Annotated in this window: 31 protein-coding genes; 7 read left to right on the top strand and 24 right to left on the bottom strand. The window is 71.7% G+C overall.

From position 1 onward, the window contains the following. Positions 1–18 precede the first annotated feature (18 nt). The gene (locus AB0D49_RS11755) at positions 19–618 is read left to right on the top strand and encodes a DinB family protein (RefSeq protein ID WP_362754800.1); all 600 of its coding nucleotides are present in this window, start codon (positions 19–21) and stop codon (positions 616–618) included. Positions 619–733: 115 nt separating this feature from the next. Here the strand turns inward: AB0D49_RS11755 and AB0D49_RS11750 are convergent, their stop codons facing one another. After that, positions 734–1,072, bottom strand: coding sequence for a helix-turn-helix domain-containing protein (locus tag AB0D49_RS11750; RefSeq protein ID WP_362754797.1), 339 nt, complete (start codon positions 1,070–1,072; stop codon positions 734–736). 56 nt (positions 1,073–1,128) lie between these two features. Between AB0D49_RS11750 and AB0D49_RS11745 the strand changes: the two genes are divergently transcribed. Then, positions 1,129–2,061: an NAD(P)-binding domain-containing protein gene (locus AB0D49_RS11745; protein WP_362754794.1), complete on the top strand. Its 933-nt coding sequence runs from the start codon at positions 1,129–1,131 to the stop codon at positions 2,059–2,061. Positions 2,062–2,148: 87 nt separating this feature from the next. Here AB0D49_RS11745 and AB0D49_RS11740 read toward each other — a convergent pair whose 3' ends face one another. After that, positions 2,149–2,685, bottom strand: a complete 537-nt coding sequence (locus AB0D49_RS11740; RefSeq protein ID WP_362754791.1) for an HAD domain-containing protein — start codon at positions 2,683–2,685, stop codon at positions 2,149–2,151. A gap of 186 nt (positions 2,686–2,871) precedes the next feature. Here AB0D49_RS11740 and AB0D49_RS11735 point away from each other — a divergent pair, with 186 nt between their 5' ends. Continuing rightward, the gene (locus AB0D49_RS11735) at positions 2,872–3,726 is read left to right on the top strand and encodes a nitroreductase/quinone reductase family protein (protein ID WP_362754788.1); all 855 of its coding nucleotides are present in this window, start codon (positions 2,872–2,874) and stop codon (positions 3,724–3,726) included. An 82-nt stretch (positions 3,727–3,808) separates the two neighbouring features. Here AB0D49_RS11735 and AB0D49_RS11730 read toward each other — a convergent pair whose 3' ends face one another. Continuing rightward, complete coding sequence (locus AB0D49_RS11730) at positions 3,809–4,846, bottom strand: phosphotransferase (RefSeq protein WP_362754784.1); 1,038 nt, start codon at positions 4,844–4,846, stop codon at positions 3,809–3,811. Positions 4,847–5,237: 391 nt separating this feature from the next. On the opposite strand from AB0D49_RS11730, the gene AB0D49_RS11725 reads away from it, so the two are divergent. Continuing rightward, complete coding sequence (locus tag AB0D49_RS11725) at positions 5,238–5,969, top strand: HAD family hydrolase (protein WP_362754781.1); 732 nt, start codon at positions 5,238–5,240, stop codon at positions 5,967–5,969. A 16-nt stretch (positions 5,970–5,985) separates the two neighbouring features. On the opposite strand, the gene AB0D49_RS11720 is transcribed toward AB0D49_RS11725, so the two are convergent. From AB0D49_RS11720 to AB0D49_RS11710, 3 genes are read right to left on the bottom strand one after another with little or no spacing between them, the layout of a single operon-like run. Beyond that, on the bottom strand, positions 5,986–6,726 hold the full coding sequence (locus AB0D49_RS11720) for an HAD hydrolase-like protein (RefSeq protein ID WP_362754778.1): 741 nt from the start codon (positions 6,724–6,726) through the stop codon (positions 5,986–5,988). A gap of 20 nt (positions 6,727–6,746) precedes the next feature. Continuing rightward, complete coding sequence (locus AB0D49_RS11715; RefSeq protein WP_362754775.1) at positions 6,747–7,661, bottom strand: winged helix-turn-helix domain-containing protein; 915 nt, start codon at positions 7,659–7,661, stop codon at positions 6,747–6,749. Between the two features lie 35 nt (positions 7,662–7,696). After that, positions 7,697–8,569: a GntR family transcriptional regulator gene (locus AB0D49_RS11710; RefSeq protein ID WP_362754772.1), complete on the bottom strand. Its 873-nt coding sequence runs from the start codon at positions 8,567–8,569 to the stop codon at positions 7,697–7,699. Positions 8,570–8,798: 229 nt separating this feature from the next. Here AB0D49_RS11710 and AB0D49_RS11705 point away from each other — a divergent pair, with 229 nt between their 5' ends. Beyond that, positions 8,799–8,987: a hypothetical protein gene (locus AB0D49_RS11705; protein WP_362754769.1), complete on the top strand. Its 189-nt coding sequence runs from the start codon at positions 8,799–8,801 to the stop codon at positions 8,985–8,987. Between the two features lie 78 nt (positions 8,988–9,065). Here the strand turns inward: AB0D49_RS11705 and AB0D49_RS11700 are convergent, their stop codons facing one another. The 3 genes from AB0D49_RS11700 to AB0D49_RS11690 all read right to left on the bottom strand — a co-directional run bounded on the left by AB0D49_RS11700 (position 9,066) and on the right by AB0D49_RS11690 (position 12,367). Further along, a complete protein-coding gene (locus tag AB0D49_RS11700; RefSeq protein WP_362754766.1) occupies positions 9,066–10,004 on the bottom strand; it encodes a winged helix-turn-helix domain-containing protein in 939 nt (312 codons plus the stop codon). Positions 10,005–10,420: 416 nt separating this feature from the next. Beyond that, a complete protein-coding gene (locus AB0D49_RS11695; protein WP_362754763.1) occupies positions 10,421–11,680 on the bottom strand; it encodes a GNAT family N-acetyltransferase in 1,260 nt (419 codons plus the stop codon). A 66-nt stretch (positions 11,681–11,746) separates the two neighbouring features. Continuing rightward, the gene (locus tag AB0D49_RS11690; RefSeq protein ID WP_362754760.1) at positions 11,747–12,367 is read right to left on the bottom strand and encodes an aerial mycelium formation protein; all 621 of its coding nucleotides are present in this window, start codon (positions 12,365–12,367) and stop codon (positions 11,747–11,749) included. A gap of 137 nt (positions 12,368–12,504) precedes the next feature. Between AB0D49_RS11690 and dtd the strand changes: the two genes are divergently transcribed. Then, entirely contained in the window at positions 12,505–12,930 is a 426-nt protein-coding gene (dtd, locus tag AB0D49_RS11685; protein WP_362754757.1) for a D-aminoacyl-tRNA deacylase, read from the top strand. 138 nt (positions 12,931–13,068) lie between these two features. Here dtd and AB0D49_RS11680 read toward each other — a convergent pair whose 3' ends face one another. The 6 genes from AB0D49_RS11680 to AB0D49_RS11655 form a co-directional block, all read right to left on the bottom strand. Then, entirely contained in the window at positions 13,069–14,040 is a 972-nt protein-coding gene (locus AB0D49_RS11680) for a folate-binding protein (RefSeq protein WP_362754754.1), read from the bottom strand. Positions 14,041–14,050: 10 nt separating this feature from the next. Continuing rightward, positions 14,051–14,500 carry a transcriptional repressor gene (locus AB0D49_RS11675; RefSeq protein WP_362754751.1) on the bottom strand — a complete coding sequence of 150 codons (450 nt, stop codon included), beginning with the start codon at positions 14,498–14,500 and terminating at the stop codon, positions 14,051–14,053. 54 nt (positions 14,501–14,554) lie between these two features. Next, positions 14,555–15,130: an FABP family protein gene (locus AB0D49_RS11670; protein ID WP_362754748.1), complete on the bottom strand. Its 576-nt coding sequence runs from the start codon at positions 15,128–15,130 to the stop codon at positions 14,555–14,557. A 265-nt stretch (positions 15,131–15,395) separates the two neighbouring features. Continuing rightward, entirely contained in the window at positions 15,396–16,256 is an 861-nt protein-coding gene (locus AB0D49_RS11665; protein ID WP_362754745.1) for a hypothetical protein, read from the bottom strand. Continuing rightward, a complete protein-coding gene (locus tag AB0D49_RS11660) occupies positions 16,253–17,041 on the bottom strand; it encodes a hypothetical protein (protein ID WP_362754742.1) in 789 nt (262 codons plus the stop codon). The genes AB0D49_RS11665 and AB0D49_RS11660 overlap by 4 nt, the downstream gene beginning before the upstream one ends. Then, positions 17,038–17,757: a hypothetical protein gene (locus AB0D49_RS11655; protein WP_362754739.1), complete on the bottom strand. Its 720-nt coding sequence runs from the start codon at positions 17,755–17,757 to the stop codon at positions 17,038–17,040. The genes AB0D49_RS11660 and AB0D49_RS11655 overlap by 4 nt, the downstream gene beginning before the upstream one ends. A 169-nt stretch (positions 17,758–17,926) precedes the next feature. Between AB0D49_RS11655 and AB0D49_RS11650 the strand changes: the two genes are divergently transcribed. Then, positions 17,927–18,289, top strand: coding sequence for a DsrE family protein (locus AB0D49_RS11650; protein ID WP_362754736.1), 363 nt, complete (start codon positions 17,927–17,929; stop codon positions 18,287–18,289). On the opposite strand, the gene AB0D49_RS11645 is transcribed toward AB0D49_RS11650, so the two are convergent. The 9 genes from AB0D49_RS11645 to AB0D49_RS11605 all read right to left on the bottom strand — a co-directional run bounded on the left by AB0D49_RS11645 (position 18,283) and on the right by AB0D49_RS11605 (position 23,923). Next, on the bottom strand, positions 18,283–18,678 hold the full coding sequence (locus AB0D49_RS11645; RefSeq protein ID WP_362754733.1) for a VOC family protein: 396 nt from the start codon (positions 18,676–18,678) through the stop codon (positions 18,283–18,285). The two genes, AB0D49_RS11650 and AB0D49_RS11645, sit on opposite strands and share 7 nt — an antisense overlap. A 9-nt stretch (positions 18,679–18,687) precedes the next feature. After that, positions 18,688–18,948 carry a DUF3099 domain-containing protein gene (locus AB0D49_RS11640; RefSeq protein ID WP_362754731.1) on the bottom strand — a complete coding sequence of 87 codons (261 nt, stop codon included), beginning with the start codon at positions 18,946–18,948 and terminating at the stop codon, positions 18,688–18,690. A gap of 90 nt (positions 18,949–19,038) precedes the next feature. Next, entirely contained in the window at positions 19,039–19,326 is a 288-nt protein-coding gene (locus AB0D49_RS11635) for a DUF1416 domain-containing protein (protein WP_007382995.1), read from the bottom strand. A gap of 39 nt (positions 19,327–19,365) precedes the next feature. After that, a complete protein-coding gene (locus AB0D49_RS11630) occupies positions 19,366–20,211 on the bottom strand; it encodes a sulfurtransferase (protein WP_362754727.1) in 846 nt (281 codons plus the stop codon). Between the two features lie 148 nt (positions 20,212–20,359). Next, positions 20,360–20,440, bottom strand: coding sequence for an Ms5788A family Cys-rich leader peptide (locus tag AB0D49_RS11625; protein ID WP_350751515.1), 81 nt, complete (start codon positions 20,438–20,440; stop codon positions 20,360–20,362). A 253-nt stretch (positions 20,441–20,693) separates the two neighbouring features. Continuing rightward, the gene (locus AB0D49_RS11620; protein WP_362754724.1) at positions 20,694–21,425 is read right to left on the bottom strand and encodes a DUF2993 domain-containing protein; all 732 of its coding nucleotides are present in this window, start codon (positions 21,423–21,425) and stop codon (positions 20,694–20,696) included. A gap of 142 nt (positions 21,426–21,567) precedes the next feature. Then, on the bottom strand, positions 21,568–22,770 hold the full coding sequence (locus tag AB0D49_RS11615; RefSeq protein ID WP_362754721.1) for a hypothetical protein: 1,203 nt from the start codon (positions 22,768–22,770) through the stop codon (positions 21,568–21,570). A 3-nt stretch (positions 22,771–22,773) separates the two neighbouring features. Beyond that, on the bottom strand, positions 22,774–23,028 hold the full coding sequence (locus AB0D49_RS11610; protein WP_362754718.1) for a MoaD/ThiS family protein: 255 nt from the start codon (positions 23,026–23,028) through the stop codon (positions 22,774–22,776). Positions 23,029–23,071: 43 nt separating this feature from the next. Beyond that, positions 23,072–23,923 (bottom strand): alpha/beta fold hydrolase, encoded by an 852-nt coding sequence (locus AB0D49_RS11605; RefSeq protein WP_362754715.1) that lies wholly within the window; start codon positions 23,921–23,923, stop codon positions 23,072–23,074. Between the last annotated feature and the right edge of the window lies 1 nt (position 23,924).

The raw sequence follows: 23,924 nt of genomic DNA, 5'->3' as shown, positions 1-23,924 counted from the left end.
GGGGGCAAGGATGGCCCCATGACGACCACCACACCCCGCGACGACCTCCACCGCTATCTCCAGTCCGCCCGCGAGGCCGTGCTCTGGAAGCTCGACGGGCTCAGCGAGTACGACGTCCGGCGGCCCCTCACCCCGACCGGCACCAATCTGCTGGGCCTGGTGAAGCATCTGTCCGGCGTGGAACTCGGCTATCTCTGCGACACCTTCGGCCGACCGCACGGCGAGGAGCTGCCCTGGCTGCTGGACGCGGGCAGCACCAACGGTGACATGTGGGCCACCGCCGACCAGTCCCGTGCGGACATCACGGGGCTGTACCGGCGGGCCTGGGCGCACGCCGACGCCACGCTCGACGCGCTGCCGCTGGACACCGTCGGCACGGTCCCGTGGTGGCCCGCCGACAAGGCCCGGCTCACCCTGCACCACGCCGTGGTCCGGGTGATCGCCGACACCGACCGGCACGCCGGTCAGGCCGACATCCTGCGGGAACTCCTGGACGGCCGGGTCGGCATGACCGAGTCCAACGGCAGCATGGCCGAGGGCGACGAGACCTGGTGGGCGGAGTACCGGGACCGTCTGGAGCGGACGGCCCGGCTGGCGGCGGACCACCGGGAGGCGTGAGGCCGGGCACCCCGCCCAGGGGCGTGGGCCGGGAGGGGCCCACACCCACCTTTTTGTGCGTACTTGGCAGCCACCGCCGCCCGGGAGACGCTGAGGGCGTGATCGACACGCCCCGTCAGGACGCCGTCACCCGCTCCAGACGGCGGTGGCCCCAATCGGAGAGAGGAGTGAGCGCCTCGGCCAGTTCCCGGCCGAAATCGGTCAGCGAGTAGACCGTCTTCAGCGGCAGGACGTCGAACACCTCCCGGTGCACAAGACCGTCCTCCGCCATCTCGCGCAACGCCTGGTTCAGCACCTTCTCGCTGAGTCCGGGCAGCCGCCGCCGCAGCTCACCGGGCCGGTGCGGGCCCGACTCCAGCAGCCAGAGCAGCGATGTCTTCCACTTGCCGTCGATCACGGCGATCGCGGCGGTCACACCACAGACGTTCGGATCACGGGCACGGCCGCGTGTCATTCAAAGACCCCGTTCCTCATCTCTCACACCTTTTGCCCTACTTCAGGAGCCACCCCATGTCCGCAGCCCCGCCGTCCGCAACCCCCTCCCCCGTCGGGTCCGCCGACCAGTCTGCCTCCCCGCCCCACGTCACCGTGCTCGGCCTCGGCCCCATGGGTCATGCCCTCGCCGCCGCCTTCCTCACCGCCGGACTCCGTACGACCGTCTGGAACCGCTCCCCGGGCAAGGACGCCGGTCTCGTCGCCCGTGGCGCCCACTCCGCCACCTCCGCCGAGGAGGCCGTGACCGCCGCCGACCTGATCGTCGTATGCGTACTGAACTACGACGCCGTGGACGCCGTCCTGCGCCGCCCCGAGGTCGCCACCGCCCTCAAGGGCCGTACGGTCGTCAATCTCACCGCCGACACCCCCGACCGCGCCCGCGATCTGGGCGGCTGGGCGGACGCGCACGGCATCCGCTATCTCGACGGCGCGATCATGACCCCGACCCCCACCATCGGCACCCCCGACGCCGTCTTCCTCTACAGCGGCCCGGCGGACCTCTACGCCACCCACCGCCCCGCCCTCGACACCCTCGGCGGCACCCACACCCACCTCGGTACGGACATCGGCAGGGCCGCCGGATACGACATCGCGCTGCTCGACCTCTTCTGGACGGCCATGTCCGGCTTCGCGCACGCCCTGGCCGTGGCCCGCGCGGAGGGCATCAGCGCCCGTGAGCTGGCCCCGTTCGCCCAGGGGATCGGCGCGATCCTGCCGCCGCTGTTCGAGCGGATGGCGGCGGACGTCGACGACGGCTCCTACTCGGGCGAGCTGAACCCGCTCACCTCCGCCGCCTCCACCCTCACCCATATCGTCCACACCGCCGAGGCGCACGGCATCGACGCGAGCGGTCCGCGCCTGACGGAGGGACTGGCCCGCCGGGCGATCGCCCTGGGCCATGGCAAGGACGGGTTCCTGCGGATCACGGACCTGCTCAGCCACCGCTGAGCCACCTCCCGCAGAACACGGGCCCCGCTGAGCCACTCCCGCAGAACGCGGGCCCGCCGAGTCACCCCCCGCAGAACACGACCCCGCTCAGCCGCCCCCGAGCCAGCCCCGTACGGCCGCGAAGTCCGCGTCGGTCAGCGCGCGCCGGTGATCCACCCGGTGCAGCAGCGCCGGGCCGGGATGGTGGGCGCCGACCCAGGCGTGGTCCGCGGCGGTGATCTCGTCGTCCAGCCAGATGAAGGCGCGCCCGGCCGCGTGGGCGACCAGCGGCCGGGTCTTCCAGTGCACGCCCGCGCCGGAACCGGGCGCCTCGGCCCGGTCCTCCTCGTCCTCCGGCAGATCCGGCAGATCCGGCAGATCCGGCAGATCCGGCAGGTCCAGCAGTGGCAGCGGGGGCAGCCCGAGCCAGGGGGCGACGACCTCGTTGGCGTCCTCCAGCCAGGTCGTCGCCCACACCAGCGCGCAGTCCAGGGCGCGCAGCCGGGGGCCGAGGGCGGGGTCGATCCGGGTGAGCAGCGGATGGGCGGCGGGGTCCGTGCCACCGGACTCGTACTCGGGATACGGCCCCGGCGACCCGAACGGCAGCAGCGTGCCGTCGACGTCGAGGAACAGCAGTGGGCGCACGGAAACCACGTTGCCGTACGCGCGCGGGAACCGCTAGCGTCATTCGTATGACTGCCGGGTCGGCCTTGTGCCGTGAGCGAGTTGGGTGCCCGGCCTCTGAGTGAGGCGGGCGCGGGCCAGGGGTCCGCCGTCTTCTCTCTTCGCCTCCATGTCCGAAGAGAGAAGAAGAAGGAGAGCACACCCAGCATGTCCACCGATTTCCAGGCGCGGGTCATCGAGGAGTTCCGCGCCCACAACGGCCGGGTCGGCGGCCCTTTCGAGCACGCCCGACTGATCCTGCTCACCACCACGGGGGCGCGCAGCGGCGCCCCGCACACCACGCCCGTCGGCTATCTCGCCGACGGTGACGGCCGGATCCTGGTGATCGCCAGCGCGGGTGGCGCACCCCGCAATCCGGCCTGGTTCCACAATCTGCTCGCGCATCCACGGGTGACCGTGGAGTCCGGTGCCTTCACCTATGAGGCCGACGCCACCGTCCTGACCGGCGAGGAGCGGGCGCGGGCCTGGGCGCGGGCCGTGGAGAGCGACGACGGCTGGGCGGAGTACCAGCGCACGACGGACCGGCAGATCCCGGTGGTCGCCCTCCAGGAGGTCCCGCCGGACGGGCCGCCCCGGATCAACGCGGCCTCCCCCGGCGAGGCCATCAAGGTGGTGCACGACGCCATCCGCCGTGAACTCGCCCTGATCCGCCGGGAACTGGCTGCCGAGTCGGGTACCGGCGGTACGGCGCTCGGGGCCCAGCTCCGCGTCAACTGCCTCACCTTCTGCCAGGGACTGCACCACCACCACACCGGCGAGGACCTCGCCCTCTTCCCCTTCCTCGCCGACCGCCACCCCGAGGCGGCCCCGGCACTGGCCCGTCTGCGCGCCGAGCACGACCGGATCGCGGAGCTGGTGGAACGCCTGAGCACCGTCCTCAAGGGCGGCGACGGGGGCACGGGGACACCTGAGGAGATCCGCGCGGAGGTCGAACGCCTGACGGCGGAACTGGAGGCGCATCTGACGTACGAGGAGGACCAGTTGCTCCCGCTGCTCGGCTGACGGGCTGCCCGACTTGACCACGGGGGACCGCTGCCGCACAAGGGCAACGGTCTCCCGTGCACCACGTCCGGGCGTCCCCCGCTCACATCGGCCGCGCGGACCGCCACTTCGTGAGCGCGCCGACGATCCGCCAGGGGCTCGGCACCGCGTCCAGGTCCAGCGGCTCAGCGGCGGCCAGCAAGATCTTGTACAGCCGCCAGCCGGCCTGGATGCGGCGCAGCCCGCGCGGGTCGGCCCGGTTGTCCAGGGACAGGGCGGCCCGGATCACATCGGTGAAGACGGACTGCGCCCGCTTGAAGTCGATCAGCAGGGGGAGGTCGTCCGCCAGGCCGTGGGAGCTGCCGGGGCGGACCCGCTCGACGGCCTCCTGCCAGCCCTTCGTGATCCACTCCTCCTGCCAGCGCGGGTAGCGCATCAGATACAGATGCGTGGCCAGGTCGTAGAGCGGGTCGCCGAGCATCGCCAGTTCCCAGTCGATCGTCCAGAGGCGTTCCTGGTCGGCGACGATGAAGTTCTCGCGGTGCAGATCGGCGTGGAGCAGACAGAAGGGTCGTTCCTTCAGACCGGACACGTGCTTGCGCAGCGCGCCGAACGCGCCCTCGTGCAGCCCGAGATCGGCGAAGAGATGTTCGAAGACCGGCAGATTGGCGGCGTACACCTGCTTCTCGGCGAAGGTGATGAGCCGGTCCAGGAAGGCCGCGCTGTCACCGTCGTCCGGCCGGTCCTGCGCGGTGCAGCGCCGGGGCACGGTCACCGTCGCGGGCGCCACCGCCGCCAACTGCTCGAAGAGGTCCAGGATCTGCTGGGCCACCGTGTCCGGAACGGCCTGGTCGAACGGGTACAGCGCGCCCAGCGTCACCCCTTCGACAAAGCGCTGGAGACCGAACTCCCCCACGTCGAGGATGTCGGGAATCCGGTCGATCCGCCCGGCGAGCCCCTTGAGCAGTTCCTCCTCGGAGCCGAAGCACCGGCGGTCGAACCACATCAGCCCGGCGCGCGGCTCACGGCACTTCCACCGCCCGCCGCCGAGCCCGCCCTGGCCCTCGGGCAGCGGCAGGACATAGGTCTCGTGGTGGTATCCCGTGAGCGGCCCGACGACCGAGTGCGGATCGGCGCTCATCCCGACCGCGGCCAGCCAGGCGGCGGAAGCCGGCGCGGCCGACGCCGCCGATGACGACGGTGACGGTGACGACGGTGACGGTGACGACGACGGTGACGATGACGACGACGGTGACGGTGTCGACGACGGTGACGATGACATTGCCAGTCTCTGCCTGTTTCTCTCGCCCATGACCTTCCGGAGGGTGCAGAAGTGGCAGCACAGTACTCGCCCGCCGCACCACGCCGCTCCCGCCTCACGCGTCCCGTGCCGTACGGTCCTTCGGGACGGCGAAGAGACGCGCGCGTGTACGACCTCGACGGCCGCGCGCCTCCCCCTTGTCACCACGTGCGGTGCTGGCCGGGCCGTTCAGCGTGGTTCACACTGGCACCGGGCGGCCGGGAGGAGGGGCATGAGCGACGCGCCGAGTGATCAGAACGCCCTGCGGGGGCTGCTCGATCGCGTGACTGCGGTGCTCTTCGACTTCGACGGCCCGGTGACCGACCTCTTCGGCGGCGCCTCCACCGGGGACACCGCGGCGAGGATCAGAGCGGCGGTCGGGGCGCTGTGGGGCCCGCTGGACCCGGATGTGCGGGGCTGCGAGGACTCCCATCAGATCCTCCAGCGCGTCCGGGACATGTACGACCGGCCCGGCCCGGTGCCGCGCGACCCGGCGGCGCTGGTCGAGGCGGAGGCCATCGTGACGCGGCAGGAGTACCGCGCGGCACTGAAGGCCCGCCCCGCCCCGGGGATCGCCGAGCTGCTGGAGGCGCTCACCGCCGCCGGGAAACGGCTGGTGATCGTCAGCAACAACGCCGAGGACCCCATCGCCGGGTTCCTCGAGGCCCATGGGCTGGCGGGGATGTTCGAGGCGGTCCACGGACGCGACCCCGCGGAACTCCGCCATATGAAGCCGGACCCGGAGGTGCTCGTCCGGGCGTCGGACCGGCTCGGTCTCCCGCCCCGGCGCTGTCTGCTGATCGGTGACCAGCTCACCGATCTGACCGCCGCCCAGGCAGCCGGGACGCCCTTCCTCGGGCTCACCCGGAGTCCCCGGCGGGCCGCGGCCATGCGCGACCGGGGCGCGGACGCGGTGACGGACTCCCACCTCGCGCTGATCACCGCAGCCCGTTCCCTGCGCTGAGCCGCCGGGACCGGCCCTAGCGTCCCCGTACCGCGGTCAGCAGCGGTTCCAGGGAGCGGAGGATGTGGTCCTCCTGGACCCCGGCGTTCCGCAGCCGCAGCAGCGCCCGCTCGCTGCTCGCGTACCCGAGGAAGCGCACCCCGGCGCTGCGGGCGGCGAGATAGTCGGTGGAGCTGTCCCCGATCATCAGGGTGCTCCCGCCCGACGCCCCCAGCGCGCGCAGCGCCCGGTGGAGCGTGTCCGGGTGCGGCTTGAGCAGATGCAGCCGCGAGGTACGGCCGTAGAGGTGCGGGGCGAAACAGGACAGCAGGCCACGGCCGGTGAGATACCGCTCCACCGTGCGGGCCGAGTTGTTGGTCACGACGGCCAGCCGGGCGCCGGTCGCCACCCAGGTACGGATCAGGGGGTCCGCGAACGGAGTGGGCCAGGCGCTGCGCGCCGCCTCCAGCTCGCGCAGGGTGAGGTGCTCCTCCAGGGCGAGGATCAGATCGGTGTCCGGATGCCGGGCGGCCAGACTGGCCAGTACGTCGTTCGGGTCCGGGCTGCGCAGTTCCTCCGCGGTGAGCAGGCTGAGCAGCCCCTGCGCCGTCAGCCATGTCACCTGGTCGGCCGCGATGTCCGAGGCCGGATACCCGGCGAACAACCGGCACACCGGTCCATCGAAATCGAACAGGACATACCGGATGTCGGCGATCAGCGCGCCCAGCGTCTCGGCCTCGCGCCGCACCCGGTCCGACTTCTCCGTCTCAGCAGTCACCCGCAGAGTGTCCGCCTCGCTCAGCTCGATTCCCAGAGGGCATCGAAGCAATTCTGGGTGTCCTCGACCATCGCCGCGTCCTGGCCGCCACGGTCGTGCCGGAACTCGAACAGCGGCGAGTCGAACCCCTTGACGTCCACCGCCTCGAACGGCCCCACGTCCGGCAGGTCCTCGTACACCCCGCTGACCACCTGGTAGTTGCCCTGGAGCACGAGGGAACCGTTGAGCACATACTGCTTGACGGAGGGCACGAACGGCAGCGTCCTGAAGGCGACCTGGGCGTCGACGCCGTACTCGCCCATGACCGAGGTCAGATAGAACTGCATGACGTTCTGCTGGTCCTTGATCTGCTGTTTCATCCGGTCCTCCATGGCGTCCCAGCGTCCGGCGTCACCGTCCGACGGCCGTGGATACGGCAGCCGCACCTCGCCGCCCGGCAGCAGACACCGCACCCGTACCGACTCCGGGCGCGCCTCCCCCCGCCCCACCGCCGTGCACATCTCGCCGATCGCCCACAGCAGGGTCTCCGCGGTGAAGCACACGGCGTCGATCCGCACATGCGGGGCGCGGAAGGCTTCCGCCAGATAGGAGATGAGGACCACCCGGGCGGCGCGGGAGCGTCCCGGACCGGCGTGGGTCTCGGCGATCCGGGGCGGACTGCCCTTGCTGACATGGCTGAGCAGACCGTCGTCCTGGAGGGCCCGCAGCGCCTGGCGGACCGTGCCGCGCTCCACGCCGAACTCCTCCACCAGGTCCGCCTGGGTGGGCAGGCGCTGTCCCGCCTTCAGTTCGCCGCTCTGGATGCGCTCGCGCAGCGCGTCGGCGATCTCCTGGGGGGTCATGCGCACATCCTCGGCGTCGACGGCGGCACCGGCGTCGGTCTGGTCGTCAGGATGGGGGTGGGGGTGGGGTCCGTGGTCGTTGCTGCCGTTCACTGCCGTACTCCTGCGTACTCCTGGGGGGCCCGGGGTCAGCCGAGGGTCAGATCTGTGGTGATGGTTTCCCAGAGCGCGTCGAACCATTTCTGGGACTCGGAGACGAAGGCCGCGTCCCGCTGCCCCGTCCGCGCCAGGAAGGAGAAGAGGACCGCGTCCGGGCCGACCGTGTCGTACAGCTCCAGCGTCCCGCTGTCGGTGGCCGCCTCGCGCCGGGTGATCGTGTAGTACGAGAGCAGCGCCTCGGCCTCGTTGAGCACGAACAGCTTCAGCGGCGGGGTGAAGGGCAGCGCCCGGAAGCGGACCGTCACATCGATGCCGTGCGAGCCGCGCAGCGCGCGGAGGTTGTGCCGCAGGACATGGCCCTGGGAGTTGCGCTGGGCGAGCCACCGCCGGTGCACGGACTCGTCGTCCCCGCTGACCGGCGTCGGGAACGCCAGATCGATATGCCGGGACGGCAGCAGCAGCCGTACGTCGATGGACTGCGGGCTCAGTTCGCCCGCGTGGATACGGCGCAGGGGCTCGCCGAGGGCCAGGATCAGGGTCTCGGTGGTCAGGCACACCGCGTCGATCCGGACCCGGGGCGCGGCGAACGCCGCCATCAGCCGGGGCGCCAGACCGACCGCCGTCGGCCGGGGGTCCTCGCCGGGGGGCGCCTGGCGGGCGATCCGCGGCGGGCTGCCCTTGCTGACATTGCTGAGCAGACCGTCCTGCTGGAGAACGCGCAGCGCCTGTCGGACCGTGCCCCGCTCCACGCCGAACTCCTCGGCGAGTTCGGCCTGTGTGGGCAGCCGGTCGCCGGCCTTCAGCTCGCCGCTCTGGATGCGCGCGCGCAGGACGTCGGCGATCTCCTGGGCGGTACGCCGTCTGCTGCCGTTCACTGCCACGTTCTCCTGGGTCACGACCAAACGCTACAACTTCAATTGGGATGGTGGGAGTTGACGGGAAGTTGTTTATACCCAGCCGCCAAGTGGGGACAACTACTACAGAGTTGGTAACCAACTTAACGGAGTTGGCGGAATACTCGCCTCCTCCGTCGCCGCCACCCTCTCCGGCGCCCCACCGCTCCGCGCGGTCCCCGCCGGCCCCGCCGCCCCGCCCGACCCGCCGTCCCGGCTGTCCGAAGGGAGATCAGCCATGCCTGTCCTCGCCCTCCTCTCCGCCGTCTTCGTCATCGGGTTCGAGCAACTGGTCCAGTGGAAGTACGGCACCACGGGCATCGTCGGACTGCTGCTCCTGAGCATCGGCCTCAAGGCCAAGAACCCGACCCTCGCCTCGGTCGGCGCCGTCCTGCTGGCCCTGCTGGTCACCGGCCCGGCCATGTGACACCGCTTGACCGGTCGAGCAACCGACCGGTCAGGCGACCGACCGGTGAAGCAGCCGACCGGTCAGGCAACCGACCGGTCAATCGGTCAGCAGCAGGTCCGAACTGATCGTCTCCCACAGCGCGTCGAACCACACCCGCGACTGCTCCACGAACCGCGTGTCCCGCACATCCCCCGCCTGGTCGAAGGCGAACAGCATCGACCGCGTGCCCTCCGCGTCGTACATCTCCAGCTGCTCCTGCCCGACCTCCTCCTCCCGCCGGGTCAGCGTGTAGTACGCGAACAGCGCCTCCCGCCCGTTGAGCAGATACAGCTTCACCGGCGGGGTGAAGGGCAGCGCCCGGTAGGTGACCCGGACCTCGATGCCATGGGTCGCCCGCAGCGCCAGCAGATTGTGCTTCAGCACCTGCCCCTGCGCGTTGCGCTGCGCCAGCCAGCCCCGATGCACGGGATCACGCCCGCCCAGGTCGTCCACCGGACGCGGAAACGCCAGGTCGATATCGCGCGAGGGCAGCAGCACCCGCACATCGACCTTGGCCGGTTTCAGCTCCCCCGCGTGAATACGGCGCAACGGCTCACCGATGGCCAGGGTCAGCGAGATCGAGGTCAGACACAGCGCGTCGATCTCCACATGCGGTGCCGCGAACGCCTCCGCGATCCTCGGCGCCAGCGCCACCGTGGTGGGCTGCGGCGCCTCGAACGGACCGGTCGGCATCCGCCCCGGGACCGGTGCCACGGTCGCGGGACTGCCCTTGGATACATTGATCAGCAGCCGCTCCGCCTGAAGCAGCCGCAGCGCCTGGCGGACGGCCCCGCGCTCGACCCCGAACTCCGCGGCGAGCCGCGCCTGGGTGGGCATGCGCTGGCCCGGCCGCAGCTCCCCGGACCTGATCCGGGCGCGCAGCGCCTCGGCGACCTCGCGCGGTGTCAGGTGGGGCCCCTGGGGCCGTGGGGACGGCGGGGACGGCAGTGGCCGATTTCCCCCATTGACGGAGCCGTGTTCCGGGTCCACGACCAAAACACTACAACTTCCCGCCATCTTCAGACAGTTCAAGAAGAGGTGGTTATGAGCCGATCCAAGAGGAGATAACTACAGTGAAGTTGGTCGCCAACTTCCACAACATGGTCATACTCTAGGAGTGTTGGCCATCGGGGGTGTCAGTCCTACCGACCGGGTTCCCATCCGGAGGGGAGCCGGGAGTCCGGCCGGTCCGCACACAGAAGCCCTGCACCACACGGCACAGCCACAACTGAAGAGCACGGCAAGCACCACCAGCTACGGATGCGCACCGCCACAACCGCATACGGTCCCGAGCACCGCCACAACCGCATACACCGGCACAGCCACAACTGAACACACCGGCACAGCCACAACCGAACAGCACCACCACGCCACGGATGCGTGATCCCCCGTCACCGGCAGAGAGGAGCCGCTCAGAAAATGTCCGGGCACCAAGGCCGCCTGGACGTACGCAGCAGGGCGTCGGCCTTCCGGGCGGCGCCCGCTCGTTCTTCCCCGACCCGCCCGAGCGCGGCCAGCCGTACCGCGGACACATCGCCGAGCCACAGCGCGCTCAGTGTGGCGAGGTCCAGCGTGAGATCGGCGCTCTCGGTGGTCGGCGCACAGGACGCGCCCTCCTCGGACGCCTCCAGCCGGTACCGCCCCGCGCCGCCCAGCCCGGACGCGTCGCCGACCTCCAGCACCAGCGCGCCCTCGGCGCCGTAGGTCCGCGCCTCCAGCGCCTTCACGACGTCCAGGAGCCGCACCCACAACCAGTCCGAGTGGCTGGTGAGCAGCGCGGCACGCGGGTCGGGCAGCAGGTCGGGGAGCAGGTCGTCCGGCCCGCGGCGGCCGGTCTTGACGTAGGTGATCCAGTCGATGGAGCAGACATAGCGCCACAGGGCGCGCTCGGCGGCCGGGGTGACGGCGATCAGGTCGCGCACGGTGGCCGTGTTCTGCGGCTGCTTGCGGTCCCCCCACATGTCGTCCACCGCGTAGGACGCATAGCCCTCCACCTCGCCGTCCGGCGAGCGGTAGACGGCGTAGAAGGGCTCGCTCCAGGCGGCCGGGTCCGGTCGTACGACCCCCGTCGAAACGTTCCACCAGCGTTCGTCGCGGTCGATCACACCGGGCAGTGTCCGGCGCAGCCGCTCGTGCAGTTCGGGGCCGAGCTTGCGGATGTCCTCGCCCTCGACCAGGTCGATCCGTCCCCCGTCGTCCGGCGCCGGGCGCCGCCGGTCGAGCCCGGCCCGCGGCACGTCGATGGTCCACTGGGCGAGCCCGGCGGCCGGACCGAAGCCGTACCGCCCGTAGATCGGGTACTCGGCGGCGATCAGCGTGGCGACCACGTCACCGCGCTCCCGGGCCGCCGCCAGGTCCTGGCGCATCATCCGGGTCAGCAGACCGCGGCGGCGGTGGGTGGCGGTGACGGTGACATTGGAGATGGCGTCGGCGGCGACCGCGCGTCCACCGACCGCGGTGAGCTGCTGCGAGAAGGTCCGGAAGGTCGCCACACAGCGCCCCGCGTCGAAGGCGCCGAGCGTACGGTCCAGATCCACGTACGACGCCCGGTCCGCGGCCTCCGCCTCGGTCACCTCGGGGCTGCGCAGGAACCCGGTCCGCAGAGCGCGGGCCCACTCCGCGACCTCGTCGGGGGCGATCGGGCGTACGGCGATGTCGTCGCTGGGGCTCATGGCCCCACGGTAAAGGTCACCCGCACGCCCGTCACAGCCATTTACCGCGACGCCCGACCCCGCCCTCTACACCAGCAGATCGTCGACCTGGGCCTCTCCGTCGCGGTAGCGGCGGGCGATCTCCGCGCTGCACTCGTCGGTGGTCCGCTGGAGGCTCTGGCGGCGCCGCGAGACCTGCTGCTCATAGCGGACCAGCCGGCCCATGGCCGCGGTCAGCTCCGGATCGGTACGGGCGTCCAGCGCGGACAGTTCGACCTCGGCCAGCATCTCGGCGGCCAGCCGCCGGTACTCCTCGCCCTGCGGGGTGCCCAGCGTGACATGGCGGGCGGACTGACGCTGCCGGGCGGGCGCGTCGGTGAGGATCTCCGGCAGCCGCTCCAGCAGCGGCGCCTCGCCGGGCGCCACCGGGGAGGCGCCGCCGCGCCGGGCCAGCTCCGCCCGGAGGATGTCGATCCGGCCCTGGAGCAGCCGCCGCACATAACTCAGGTCGGCCTCGTCCCGCTGCGCGTCCCGGCGCAGGGTGCGCAGCTCGGGCAGGCTCAGCGCGGTCAGCTCGGGCTCGGCCGTGACCGGCAGCGCCGGTACCGCCGGGGGCGGCGCGGCGCTGTCGGTGCGCTGTGCGGGCGGCTGCGCCGCGCGTGTCAGCGAGACTGGGCCGGGCGGCTGCCCTGTGCTCGGTGTGCTCATGTGCCTCAACCGTCCCCTCGACCGGCGTGTGGCAAGCATCGTGCCACCCCAAGTGGCCGCTATGTGACCGAGTGCCCCCGATCGGCCCCAGATGGGGGGTTGCCAGAAGCGTGATCCGGACCCGGCATGATGGTCGTATGCGAGCGGTGGTGCAGCGGGTGGACGGGGCGAGCGTCGTCGTGGACGGCGCGACGGTGGGCGAGATCCGGGGCGAGGGCCTGTGCGTCCTGGTCGGCGTGACCCACGAGGACACCAGGGAGAAGGCGGCGCAACTGGCCCGCAAACTCTGGACACTGCGCATCCTGACCGACGAACGCTCATGCAGCGACGCGGCGGCCCCCCTGCTGGTGATCAGCCAGTTCACCCTGTACGGCGACGCCCGCAAGGGCCGCCGCCCCACCTGGAACGCGGCGGCCCCGGGCCCGGTCGCCGAACCCTTGGTCGAGGAGGTCGTCACCCAACTCCGCACCTTGGGAGCAACGGTGGAAACGGGCCGCTTCGGCGCCCAGATGCGAGTAACCCTCACCAACGACGGCCCGTTCACGGTCCTGCTGGAGCTGTGAAGCACACCGGAGCTTTCCGGCATGACGCCGGGAGGACCGCAGGCTGTTAGGGGCGCTGGGGGTACCCCCTCTGGGGGAGGAACTGCGCGACCAGCCCCCACCCACCCGCACCCGCCCCACAACCGAACCCCCCACCCCCTAAGGCGCGACAACAACCTCCTGCGCCGCAGCAGTGGACCCCGCCAAAAGCACCGCATCCAAAGCCACACTCCGCTTCACCAGCGCCAACGCCACCGGCCCCAGCTCATGATGGCGCACAGACGTAGTGATGAACCCGATCTTCCGCCCCTCCGGCTCCCCCGGCGCCTCCGCCACCCGCAGCTCCGTCCCCGGCGCGGGCAGATGCACCTCACTCCCGTCGAGATGCAGAAACACCAGCCTCCGCGGCGGCTTCCCCAGGTTCTGCACCCGCGCCACCGTCTCCTGCCCCCGGTAGCACCCCTTCTGGAGATGCACCGCGCCCCCGATCCACCCCAGCTCGTGCGGAATGGTCCGGTGGTCGGTCTCGAACCCGACCCGCGGCCGGTGCTGCTCGACCCGCAGCGCCTCGTACGCCAGCAGCCCCGCCGCCGGACCGGCCGCCGCGGCGAACTCCTCCAGCCGCTCCCTGGGCAGGAACAGATCCCGCCCGTACGCGGTCTCCCGTACGACCACGTCGTCGGCGATCCCGGCGATCGACCCGGCGGGCAGATACACCACCGCGTGGCTCTCGGTGCGGTCCTCGACCTCGACCCGGTAGAAGAACTTCATCGACTCCAGGTAGGCGATCAGCGCCCCCTGTGTGCCCGGCTCGACATGGGCCCAGGTCGTCGTACCGTCGTCGACCAGATACAGCGCGTGTTCGATATGTCCGTTCGCGGACAGCACCAGCGCCTCGGTCGCCTGTCCCGGAGGGAGGTCGCTGACATGTTGGGTGAGCAGCAGATGCAGCCAGCTCAGCCGGTCCTCACCGGACACGGCGACGACCCCCCGGTGCGAGAGGTCCACGAATCCGGTGCCGTCGGCCAGGGCGCGCTGCTCACGGAAGAGGTCGCCGTAGTGCGCGGCGACTCCTTCGTCCACACCCTCGGCGGGAACCGCGCCGGGAAGGGTCAGCAAAGGGCTCTTCATGGCCCCAAGCCTACGACTTGGCGGCCGGTCCCCCGGCGGACGCCTTGCGGGCGCAGTCCCGGCAGCGCCCGAAGATCGCGAAGTGCTTCATATCGGTGTCGAAGCCGAACTGCTCCCGCAGCTTCGCGGTGAAGTCGGCGGCCACCTCCACGTCCGCCTCGATCACCTCGGTGCAGTCCCGGCACACCAGATGCAGATGGTGGTGCCGGTCGGCCAGATGGTACGTCGGCGCCCCGTGCCCCAGATGGGCATGGCTGACCAGGCCGAGTTCCTCCAGCAGCTCCAGCGTGCGGTACACCGTGGAGATATTGACCCCCGAGGCGGTCCTGCGGACCTCGCCCAGGATGTCGTCGGGGGTCGCGTGCTCCAGGGTGTCCACGGCTTCGAGCACGAGTTGCCGCTGCGGGGTCAGCCGGTAGCCGCGCTGCCGCAGATCGTTCTTCCAGTCGGTGCTCACCACACCGGAAAGTCTAGAACGCCCGGAGGGAATCACCCGGCGCTCCGGGAAGTCCGTCTACTTGAAGAAGGCGATCCCGTCGTCCGGCATGTCGTCCGGCAGCGCCTTCGCCCAGCGCTCCACGTCCTCGGGCGTGACGACCTTCTTCAGATGCGCGGACATGTACGGCCGCAGCTCCACCTCGGGCGTCTGCTTCTCGCCGACCCACATCAGATCGCTCTTGACGTAGCCGTACAGCCGCTTGCCGCCGGTGTAGGGGCGGGACGCCGCCGTGCGCGCCACCGCGTCCGTGACCAGGTCGATCTGCGGCTTCTGGTGGGCCAGCTCGCCGTACCAGATCTCGATGACACCGTCGTCGCGGGTCATCGTGACCTCGACCTTGCGGGTGTCCTCGATCCGCCAGAAGCCGTGCTCGCTCTCCAGCGGGCGCACCTTGTTGCCGTCGTTGTCCAGCACCCAGGTGTGCGACTGGTACTCCAGGAAGTCCCGGCCGTCGTGGGTGAAGGCGACCTCCTGCCCGAAGTTGCACTTCTCGGAGCCGGGGAAGTCGTGCACGCCCGCGCCCGCCCAGTTGCCGAGCAGAAAGGCGAGCGGGACGAGGTCCTTGTGGAGGTCGGACGGGATCTCGATCATGAGCGGTGGTTCCTCGGGAGACTGGACGAGGGGGGGCGGCCGGGCGGACGGGTCAGCGCTGGCCCTGATACAGCTTCTTCACGGCCAGCCCGGTGAACGCGAGAACGCCGACGCAGACCAGGGCCAGCAGAATTTCGAAGAAGAGGATCACGGAATTGCTCCTTGGTGAGCGGATACGGCGTGCACGGGGCCGAACCCCAGCTTACGCGGCCGACCCCGGGCCCTCCTTGCGAGGTGGGCCCGCCGGGACCCGGCGGGGTGGCGCTCAGCCGAGCAGCTGGCTCTGCAGGACGACCGTCTGGTGGAAGGGCACGTCCGCCACCCCGCCCGCACGGGACTGCACGATCACCGCGTACACGTTCCCGGCGGCCAGATACGCCTGCCGCACCTGCTCGGCGCCGTACGGCGCCGGCTCGGCGTAGGCGACGCGCTCGATGTCCGGCACCCGGGCCCGCTCCGGGAACGACTCGTCGTACTCCGACTCGTGCGCCCCGACCGGCTGGTACGCGGGCGTCACGAAGGCCACGGCGTCGGTCGCGATCTCCACGTCCACGACCTCGGCCGTGCCGAAGCGGAGCAGATAGATCCGGGTGCGGGTGCCGTCCGGCGTGGTCCAGCCACGGGCGGCGATGTGCCGCAGCCCGGTGTCGGTCAGGGTCTGCCCGAGCGCCTCCCGGTCGGCCTCGCCCGCATACACGGCGAGGTAATCCTCGGTCGGCAGCCAGCCGTCGTCGCCGCGCAGCGCCTTGTCCTCCACCGCCCCGGCCGGCGCGGGCAGCACCAGGGCCCGCAGATCGGCGTGCTGGGCCCCGGCCGGGTTGTCCTCGGCGAACGGTCCGGGGCTCCCGGACGGCAGCGGCGGCCGGGTCAGCTCCGGATAGGCCCACCGCCCGTCGGACGCGGTAGCCAGCCCCGGTACGTCGGTCCGGGTCATGCCGGTGATCTGGTACGCGGTGGCCGTCCCGGCGGCGGCGAACACGGTCACGGCGGCGGTCCAGCGCAGCACGGCCCGCCACACCCGCCGCTCCCGCCGCTCCCCGCTCCCGGACGGGAGGACGGCCGCCCCCGCCGCGCCGTCGGACCGGTCGGCCCCGTCCTCGGTGCGGCTCTCCGTCTCGCTGCTCATATCGCCTTCCCCGGGTCGGTGATCCGGTCCAGCTGGACGCGGACGAAACCGGCCAGCGTGTCCTGGTAGAAGTCTTCGGCGCCGTGGGCGACGACCGTCACCAGCACGTCACCGACCGCAGCCGAGCAGTAGACCCCGATGATCCCCGCGGCCTGCGCCGCACCGCCCTCGCCGGCCTCGCCGTCCTCGCCTTCGGGCAGGACGAAGCACCCGGCGTCCGGGTGCCCCTTGATCTTCGGCCCCGCCTCCGCCGACAGCGCCTCGAACAGGTCGCGCTGCTCGCGCGAGGCCCGCTGGACCGCCGCCCGGTCCGCCCGGCGCTCCAGGACGACGGTCGCCGTGAAGGCGTCCTCATCCACGGCGTAGAACCCCGGATGGGAGCTGGCGTAGCTGCGCAGGGCGATGCCCTCGCTGCCCTGCCGGTCGATCGCCGCCTCCAGGTCCTCGCGGAGTGCGCGGGGCAGCGAGCGCAGGGACTCCTTGCGCAGCGCCATGGCCTGGGCGCCGCTCAGCTCGGCGTCATGGCCGTAGTGCGCGATGTCCGGCCCCCGGTACCAGCCGCCGTCCGCCCCGTACGGCACCAGCATCCCGGCGAGTCCGTCCGGCTCCGGCTCGCCGGCCCGCTCCTCGGTGGCCTCCGGGAACCGCCAGCGCGGCGCGCCCGCGTCCCGGTCGGCGTCCCGCACGGTCAGCACGGTCGCGCCGACCCCTGCGAGCACCGCCCCGGCGACCAGGACCGCTCCTGTCACGGCGGCGATCCGCCGTCCCCGTCCCGTCCCGCTCACAGCCGCTCCATCTGTCGCCCGGCCAGCTCCACCATCAGCTTCTCGGGGATCGGCCGCTCGGCGTCCACCCAGATCTCCATGGCGATGTCGCCCCGCCAGGCGTGCGCCTGGGCCCAGTACATCCGCACCCCACCCGGCCTCACGACCGGCTCCCGGGGGAGGTAGACCGTGCCCTCGCCGGTGCCGGGGATGCTCCGGCGGACGGTACGGGCGTCCGCGCCGGCGTCCGCCCAGCGGAGGTGGGTGCTGAACGAGTTGGCCGATTCGAGCGCGCCCTCGTTGTGGAACTGCACCAGCCGTACCCGGACGAAGGTGGCGTCCTGCTCCCAGCCGACGGTGGCCGACCTGCGGAACTCGGCCGCGACCAGATAGCCGAACTTGGTCCCAGGTTCGGTGAAGTCATTGGCGTAGGCGGCGATGTCCTCCCAGCCGTCGACGCCCATCAGCCACGGGGCGTCCTTCGCCCCCTTCGGCTTCTCCACCAGCAGTTCGCGCAGATCCCCTTCGGTGCGCACCTCGGGGTCCAGGGCCGCCGACAGCACCGGCACCTCGCCCTCGGCCCGCCCCAGCGAGGGCTGCGACAGCGACGGCAGCGGCGTGGGCTCGCGCCCGGCCTGGACGGCGTAACCGGCGCAGGTACCCGCGACCACGCCCAGTACGGCGGCCACGGCGATCAGCGGGGCGCTACGGCCCCGGCGTCTTTCCGAGACGTCCATCAGTCCTTCCACCAGTCCCTCCACCGGTCCCTTCGCCGGTCCTTCCACGCGACTCGAAGCGCGGACGGCGATCCGTGTTTCCAGAGGGTGACTCGTGGCAACCACGCTGAGTTGCACCGAAGTTGATCACGATTCGGCGTCAGCCGTGCCGGGATGTTTACGATGCGGCATGGCGAAGAAGCTCGTGATCAAGGTGACCGCCGGGGCCGATGCCCCCGAGCGGTGTTCGCAGGCGTTCACCGTCGCCGCGGTGGCCGTGGCCAGCGGGGTCGATGTGTCGGTGTGGCTGACCGGGGAGTCGGCGTGGTTCGCGCTGCCGGGACGGGCCGCGGAGTTCGAGCTGCCGCACGCCGCGCCACTGCCCGACCTGATCGACTCGATCCTCGCGGCGGGGCGCCTCACGCTCTGCACCCAGTGCGCGGCCCGACGCGGGATCACCGAGCAGGACGTGATCGAGGGCGTACGGATCGCCGGGGCGCAGCTCTTCGTCCAGGAGGCGATGACGGACGACACCCAGGCCCTCGTCTACTGAGCCTGCGCCTCCGACTCGGTCCACAGGCAGAACGGGTGGCCCGCCGGGTCGAACAGGACCCGTACGTCGTCCTGGGGCTGGTGGTCCGCGAGGCGGGCGCCCAGGCCGACCGCTCGCGCCGTCTCGCCGGGCAGGTCGTCGACCTGGATGTCGAGGTGGAGCATCATCTGCTGGGCGCCGGGGGCGCGGGACGGCCAGACCGGCGGGATGTACTCCGGCTCGGTCTGGAAGGCGAGGGACAGGCCCGGGGTGCCCTCGGGTGGGCCGGTGAGGACCCAGTCGGGCTCCTCGGCCCGGACGCCGTAGCCGAGCAGTGCGCGGTAGAAGGCGGCCAGCTCATGGGCGTCCGCGCAGTCCAGGACGGCCGTGGAGAGTCGGGTGGGTGGCATCCGCCCTTCCTACCGGCGCGGCTTCTTGCCGTCCAGCTCGTCCCACCACTCGTCGGACTTGGGGTCCCCGGAGGGGGCGTCCCACCAGCGGTCCTCGGGGCCCCGCCGGTTCGCGACGATCGCGGCGAGCGGCGGGATCACCATGGCGACCACACACATCCCCACCGCCGCCGGGATCGACCAGATCCGTACGACGGCCCAGGCCAGGACGAACAGGGTGATACACGTGCCCATCATGGCGAAGTAGACATGGCGCCTACGCGCGTACATATGAATAGCTTAGGCCCGGGAACGCCGAAGGGCCGTGTCCCGGGAGTCCAACCCGTGGGACACGGCCCTCGTCGCACACCGCCGGGGCGGTCAGACCGCGATCGCGACCTCGGCGAGACCGCCCTGCTGGGCGACGACCGTGCGGTCGGCGGTGCCGCCGGGCACCAGCGCGCGGACGGTCCAGGTGCCCTCGGCCGCGTAGAACCGGAACTGGCCGGTCGCGGACGTGGGGACCTCGGCGGTGAACTCACCGGTCGAGTCCAGGAGCCGGACATAGCCCACGACGGGCTCGCCGTCCCGGGTCACCTGGCCCTGGATGGTGGTCTCACCGGGCTTGATCGTCGAGGCGTCGGGGCCGCCGGCCTTCGCTCCACACATGCTGTCTCTCCAGAGGGGTCGGTCGGGGTTGCGGGGGACTTACTTGTTGGCGCCCAGCTCGATCGGCACGCCGACCAGGGAGCCGTACTCGGTCCAGGAACCGTCGTAGTTCTTGACGTTCTCGACACCGAGCAGCTCGTGCAGCACGAACCAGGTCAGGGCCGAGCGCTCGCCGATGCGGCAGTACGCGATGGTGTCCTTGGCGAGGTCGACCTGCTCGTCGGCGTACAGCTCCTTCAGCTCGTCGTCCGACTTGAAGGTGCCGTCGTCGTTGGCGTTCTTCGACCACGGGATGTTGCGGGCGCTCGGCACGTGGCCGGGGCGCTGGGACTGCTCCTGCGGCAGATGGGCCGGGGCGAGCAGCTTGCCGGAGAACTCGTCGGGCGAGCGGACGTCGACCAGGTTCTGCGCGCCGATCGCGGCGACCACGTCGTCCCGGAAGGCGCGGATCGAGGTGTCCTGGGCCTTGGCCTGGTACTCGGTCGCCGGGCGGGCGGGCACGTCGGTGCCGTCGACCAGCTCACGGGCGTCCAGCTCCCACTTCTTGCGTCCGCCGTCGAGCAGCTTGACGCTGTCGTGGCCGTACAGCTTGAAGTACCAGTAGGCGTAGGAGGCGAACCAGTTGTTGTTGCCGCCGTAAAGGATCACCGTCTGGTCGTTGGCGATGCCCTTCTGCGACAGCAGCGCCTCGAAGCCGGCCTGGTCGATGAAGTCACGGCGGACCGGGTCCTGCAGGTCCTTGGTCCAGTCGATCCGGACCGCGTTCTTGATGTGGTTCTTGTCGTACGCGGAGGTGTCCTCGTCGACCTCCACGATGACGATGGACGGGTCGTCGACGTGCTCCTGAAGCCAGTCGGCGTCGACCAGGACGTCGCTGCGGCTCATGCTCTTTCTCCTCCGGGGCAGTTGCGGCGGGGCGTACGGAACGTGCGCGGTGCGATGCGTGCGGTCGCGCTGGGGCGGCGCACGGATGCCCTGAGCAGGGCGGTGCGGGAAGGCGGGGCCGGCCGGGGGGCGCGGGGGTACCGCCTGATCAGAAGGGGCGACAGAGCATGGCGGCAACGCGGCACAGGTCCACTGCCCGCCGCTTGGTGAGATCCGCCTGTCGCTTCATGCGGTCGATCGTAAGGACGGACGGGCGGGCATGTCACCGGTGTGTCGGATATTGAGACACGATCGTCCGCGATGTGGGAATTGATCGCCTTCGGGTCGCTGCCGCACGGCCTCCTGGCGCCCGTGGGGCGGGCGGGGGCGGGTCGCATCTACGGGCCGGACATCGCCGTCTCACCCAGCGGACGCGCGGGCCGGGACCCGCATCGGTGACCCAAGGGCGGGCGCCCCGCCAGCCGGTCCGTCCCCCGCCCTGCCTACCCGGCCAGCCGGACGTCCGAACCCTTCACCGAGATCTCCACACCGTCCGCGGCGGCCTGCACCCGGTCCAGTCGGACACCGCCCGGGAGACTGTCGATGACCTGCTGGAAGTCGGTGATCTGCCGGATCGCGCTCTCGGCGAGATCCACCCCGGCCAGCTCCGGCAGCGAGTCGGTGCGCACCTCGACGTTGTCCCCGTCGACCCGGACCGTGCTCAGCACGGACAGGTCCCGGGTGCCGATGACCGGCGCCTCGACCTCCACCGCCACCTTGATCTTCCCGTCGCCGCCGTCGGACAGCCCAGTCACCCGGGCGGTGATCCCGGGGGCGATCTCGGTCGGCTCGGACCTGGCCGCCTTGAGCAGTTCGGCGTACGCGATGGTCGCGCTGCCGGTGGCGGTGGCCGCGGTGGCGGAGCTGAAGTCGCCGGAGAACTCGACGCCCTTCATGTTCGCCGTCAGATCGTCGATCCGGATCTGCTCACCGCCGCCGGTGGGGACCTGGTAGGTGGCGATGCCCAGTTCGACGTCGTCCAGCTCGCCCCCGGCCAGCTGGGTCAGGAACGGGAAGCCCTTGATCGACACGTCCGGCTTCCGCGTGAGCCCCTCGGTGCTCTGCACCCGCCCGGCCGCCTCGTCCTCGGCGAAGTACACCGCGAGCCGGTCGGCCCCGACGAACAGGCCGCCCAGGATCACCACGGCGATCAGAAGTATTCGCAGCGCTCGCATGTTCCCCACCTCGGCGGACTTCACGGACGCCAGTCACCGTAACCCCGGCCGGTGGGCGGACCCGGGGTTTGTCGATCACCTGTGACACGTCCGCACACCTGTCACAGGGCCGTGCCCGGGGCGGGAGGTGCGGGGACCCGGGTCAGACGACCGCCCGGCCCAGCACCCACACCACCGGTGCCGCGGCGGCCAGCGGCAGCGCCACCCCGGCCGTGAAGTGCACGAACCGCGACGGATAGTCGTAGCTCGCCACCCGGTGCCCGATCAGCGCGCACCCGGCGGCCCCGGCGCCGAGCAGCGCCCCCTTCGCCCCGAGGTCCGTCAGCCCGCCCACCGCGACCCCGGCCCCCGCGGCGGCCAGCAGCGCCACGACGACCGACGCGGGCGTCGGCAGCGGCATCGCACGGGCCAGCAGCGCCACGGCCACGGCGGCGGCCCCGACGCTCACCGCGACCGGCTCGGCGGCCAGATACCCGGTCGCGACGATCGCCAGCGCGGCCGACACCACGGTCGCCATCAGCCCGTACATCCGCTCGTCCGGGTCGGCGTGCGAGCGCAGTTGGAGGACGAGGGTGAGCAGGACCCACACCCCGAGGGTGCCGAGGATGGCCGCGGCGCCCTGGTCGCGGCCCACGCCGAGCAGCACCGCGTCCGCGGTGAGCGCCCCGGCGAACGCCAGCGCGATGCCCTGCCGGGCGGGCCACATCCCGTTCAGCCGGAACCATCCGGCCGCGGTCACCGCCTGGAGCGCGACGAGCGGCACGATCAGGGCGTACGGCCCGACGGCCGCCGCGCCGGCGAGGAGCGCGCCGAGCAGCGCGGTGAGCGCGGCGGGCTGTCCGCCGGGTTCGATGACCGGCGACCGGCCTTCGAGCCGGGCCCGCTGGGCGTCGGTGACCCGGGAGTTACCGGCGAGGGTGGCGGGGCCGTAGGCGGTGGACCCGGCGGGGTCCGGCTGCACGGGCTGGGCGGGCTGTACGGGTTGGGCGGCGGGGGGCACCGGTGCCGCCGCTGCCGCCGCCGGGGGCGCCTGGTGGTCCTGCGGCGGCAGGTACGCGGTCTGCTCGGCGGCGTTCACCGGCGGATGCGTCTGCGTCTCCCAGGTCTGCCCCTGCCACTGCTGGGTGTACTGGGGGTCGGCGTACTGCGGGTCGGCGTACCGCTGACCGGCGTACTGCTGCTGGTCCGCGTACGGCTGCGGCTGCCCGTAGCCCGGCTGGGGTTGCTGCTGCTGGTGCTGCTGCTGCCAGTAGGGGTCGTAGCCCTGCTGCTGGTACTGCGGCGGCTGCTGGGGCTGGGGCTGATGGTGTCGGCCCTGGCCGTCGTCGTACGGCGGGTAGCTCATCCGTCATCCTCCTGCGAACGGCGGGAGCACCTCGACCGTGCCGCCCTCGGCCAGCCGTACCGTCTCATGCGCGCGGGTGCCGACGGGGTCGCCGTCGACGAGGAAGGAGGAGCGCAGCAGCACCCGCTCCAGTTCCCCGGGGTGGCGCTCGCGCACGGCGGTGAGCACACCGGCGAGGTCGGCCGCGTCGTACGGCTCCTCGGCGACCCCGGCGGCGGCTTTCGCGGCGGCCCAGTAGCGCACCGTCACCTGTGCCATGTCGGACTCCGGTCGGATCGGTTCGGCGGTGAACAGGCCAAGGCTAGCTGGCCCGGCCGACCGCCCAGCGCCCGATGCGGGCGAGGAGTTCGCCGGTGGCCGCGTGCTCGGCGTGGCCCATGCCGGGTTCCAGCCAGAGTTCCGCGTGGTCACCGGCGGCGGTGGCGAGCATGTGGGGGTGGTCGAGGGGGAAGTAGCCGTCCCGGTCGCCGTGCACGATGAGCAGCGGCGTCGGCGCGATCCGCGGCACGGCCTCGACCGGCGAGAGCGGTACGGGGTCCCAGCCGCCGTTCTGGATCCGGGTGCGCATCCCGAACCGGCCCAGGAGGCGTCCCTCGGGGCGGGTGATCAGCCAGTGGACGCGGCGCATGGGGGCGGTGCCCCGGTAGTACCAGCGGGCGGGGGCGCTGACCGCGACGACCGCCTCGGTGGCGCCGGTGTGCAGCGCGGCATGGCGCAGGACGACGGAGCCGCCCATGGAGAAGCCGACGGTGACCACCCGCTCGTGCCCCCGCTCCCGCGCCCAGTCGACCGCCGCCGCCAGGTCGAGGACCTCGCGGTCGCCCACGGTGGAGCGCCCGCCGGAGGCGCCGTGGCCGCGGAAGGAGAAGGTGACGACGGCGCCGTACCGGGCCAGCGCGGCGGCGATCCGGCGGACATGGGGCCGGTCCGCGTCCCCGGTGAAGCCATGCGCGACGACGAACGCGATCCGACCGGCGGGTGGCGTCAAAGTGTCGTATACAACGTGACCCCTCTCGTATACGGCGTCGACGCGGACACCGTCCGCCGTCTGCAAGAACGTCCTCAGCGGCGCTGAGCTGGCCGTCCGGGGCGTCTCACACTGCGGACGAACGGTGGTGGATCGAACCACATGACCTGCCGGACCGTTGCTCATG

It is taken from the genome of Streptomyces sp. NPDC048290, assembly GCF_040652095.1.
Lineage (GTDB): Bacteria > Actinomycetota > Actinomycetes > Streptomycetales > Streptomycetaceae > Streptomyces.
This window is presented reverse-complemented; position numbering and strand designations above follow the sequence as displayed.

What these genes read in the sequence shown, in the direction of transcription:
- AB0D49_RS11665 (WP_362754745.1), bottom strand. Translation starts at nt 16,256, where the DNA reads ATGAGCAGCGAGACGGAGAGCCGCACCGAGGACGGGGCCGACCGGTCC.
- AB0D49_RS11640 (WP_362754731.1), bottom strand. Translation starts at nt 18,948, where the DNA reads ATGTACGCGCGTAGGCGCCATGTCTACTTCGCCATGATGGGCACGTGT.
- AB0D49_RS11730 (WP_362754784.1), bottom strand. Translation starts at nt 4,846, where the DNA reads ATGAGCGCCGATCCGCACTCGGTCGTCGGGCCGCTCACGGGATACCAC.
- AB0D49_RS11615 (WP_362754721.1), bottom strand. Translation starts at nt 22,770, where the DNA reads ATGAGCTACCCGCCGTACGACGACGGCCAGGGCCGACACCATCAGCCC.
- dtd (WP_362754757.1), top strand. Translation starts at nt 12,505, where the DNA reads ATGCGAGCGGTGGTGCAGCGGGTGGACGGGGCGAGCGTCGTCGTGGAC.
- AB0D49_RS11610 (WP_362754718.1), bottom strand. Translation starts at nt 23,028, where the DNA reads ATGGCACAGGTGACGGTGCGCTACTGGGCCGCCGCGAAAGCCGCCGCC.
- AB0D49_RS11635 (WP_007382995.1), bottom strand. Translation starts at nt 19,326, where the DNA reads ATGTGTGGAGCGAAGGCCGGCGGCCCCGACGCCTCGACGATCAAGCCC.
- AB0D49_RS11695 (WP_362754763.1), bottom strand. Translation starts at nt 11,680, where the DNA reads ATGAGCCCCAGCGACGACATCGCCGTACGCCCGATCGCCCCCGACGAG.
- AB0D49_RS11705 (WP_362754769.1), top strand. Translation starts at nt 8,799, where the DNA reads ATGCCTGTCCTCGCCCTCCTCTCCGCCGTCTTCGTCATCGGGTTCGAG.
- AB0D49_RS11755 (WP_362754800.1), top strand. Translation starts at nt 19, where the DNA reads ATGACGACCACCACACCCCGCGACGACCTCCACCGCTATCTCCAGTCC.
- AB0D49_RS11690 (WP_362754760.1), bottom strand. Translation starts at nt 12,367, where the DNA reads ATGAGCACACCGAGCACAGGGCAGCCGCCCGGCCCAGTCTCGCTGACA.
- AB0D49_RS11645 (WP_362754733.1), bottom strand. Translation starts at nt 18,678, where the DNA reads ATGCCACCCACCCGACTCTCCACGGCCGTCCTGGACTGCGCGGACGCC.
- AB0D49_RS11725 (WP_362754781.1), top strand. Translation starts at nt 5,238, where the DNA reads ATGAGCGACGCGCCGAGTGATCAGAACGCCCTGCGGGGGCTGCTCGAT.
- AB0D49_RS11650 (WP_362754736.1), top strand. Translation starts at nt 17,927, where the DNA reads ATGGCGAAGAAGCTCGTGATCAAGGTGACCGCCGGGGCCGATGCCCCC.
- AB0D49_RS11750 (WP_362754797.1), bottom strand. Translation starts at nt 1,072, where the DNA reads ATGACACGCGGCCGTGCCCGTGATCCGAACGTCTGTGGTGTGACCGCC.
- AB0D49_RS11680 (WP_362754754.1), bottom strand. Translation starts at nt 14,040, where the DNA reads ATGAAGAGCCCTTTGCTGACCCTTCCCGGCGCGGTTCCCGCCGAGGGT.
- AB0D49_RS11655 (WP_362754739.1), bottom strand. Translation starts at nt 17,757, where the DNA reads ATGGACGTCTCGGAAAGACGCCGGGGCCGTAGCGCCCCGCTGATCGCC.
- AB0D49_RS11620 (WP_362754724.1), bottom strand. Translation starts at nt 21,425, where the DNA reads ATGCGAGCGCTGCGAATACTTCTGATCGCCGTGGTGATCCTGGGCGGC.
- AB0D49_RS11630 (WP_362754727.1), bottom strand. Translation starts at nt 20,211, where the DNA reads ATGAGCCGCAGCGACGTCCTGGTCGACGCCGACTGGCTTCAGGAGCAC.
- AB0D49_RS11605 (WP_362754715.1), bottom strand. Translation starts at nt 23,923, where the DNA reads ATGAGCAACGGTCCGGCAGGTCATGTGGTTCGATCCACCACCGTTCGT.
- AB0D49_RS11670 (WP_362754748.1), bottom strand. Translation starts at nt 15,130, where the DNA reads ATGATCGAGATCCCGTCCGACCTCCACAAGGACCTCGTCCCGCTCGCC.
- AB0D49_RS11735 (WP_362754788.1), top strand. Translation starts at nt 2,872, where the DNA reads ATGTCCACCGATTTCCAGGCGCGGGTCATCGAGGAGTTCCGCGCCCAC.
- AB0D49_RS11745 (WP_362754794.1), top strand. Translation starts at nt 1,129, where the DNA reads ATGTCCGCAGCCCCGCCGTCCGCAACCCCCTCCCCCGTCGGGTCCGCC.
- AB0D49_RS11625 (WP_350751515.1), bottom strand. Translation starts at nt 20,440, where the DNA reads ATGAAGCGACAGGCGGATCTCACCAAGCGGCGGGCAGTGGACCTGTGC.